Source organism: Vibrio sp. YT-19(2023) (assembly GCF_033337395.1).
Genome location: NZ_JAWOQN010000607.1, coordinates 1 through 654 on the forward strand (window position 1 = coordinate 1; position 654 = coordinate 654).

The following is a 654-nucleotide window of genomic DNA, read 5'->3' on the forward strand; positions in this document are numbered from 1 at the left end:
GTAACCATATTTGCTCCTACCCTATGCTTTATTTAGAGAAGCACTAAGCCATTTACTTCCGCTGCTTATGCGAATTTTTTTATCATGTCAGAGAGTTCATTCGTACAGTTTTGCACTCTGCTGTTCATCTGGTTGGTTTCTGTCATCAGATCATACGACTCGCTGTATTTCAAATTGAGCGATTGGATGTTCTCATTGATTTCATCCGTGACGTAGACCTGCTCTTCGATGGCGACAGCTATCTGTTGATTTCTTTCTACAACATCTTGGATCAACGACTCTAATTGCTGAATGCTCTCAAGCGCCGTTCCAAGCAAAGTCACCGTCCCTGTAGACATCTCGTTGCCTTTCTCCAACGCAGAAACCGCAGACTTACTGCCATGTTGAATGCTCTCAATCGCAGATTTGATCTCTGTTGTGGACTCTTGAGTTCGTTTGGCAAGCGTTCTCACTTCATCCGCGACTACCGCAAAACCACGACCTTGCTCGCCTGCCCTTGCCGCTTCTATCGCAGCATTCAATGCCAGAAGATTGGTTTGTTCGGCAATGCCATTAATCACCTCAATAACCGTCCCTATTTGATCCGTTTGTTGATTCAAACGCATCACCACTTTCGAAATCTCACCCAACTCTCCAACAAGGTCGAGAACAGAA

At 45.1% G+C, this 654-nt stretch carries 1 protein-coding gene; it reads right to left on the reverse strand.

Going from position 1 to position 654, the window contains the following annotated elements; translation table 11 throughout:
* Positions 1-65: 65 nt before the first annotated feature.
* Positions 66-654 (reverse strand): methyl-accepting chemotaxis protein (locus tag R7E78_RS27420; protein ID WP_318058791.1); only part of this gene is annotated, 589 nt, incomplete at its 5' end.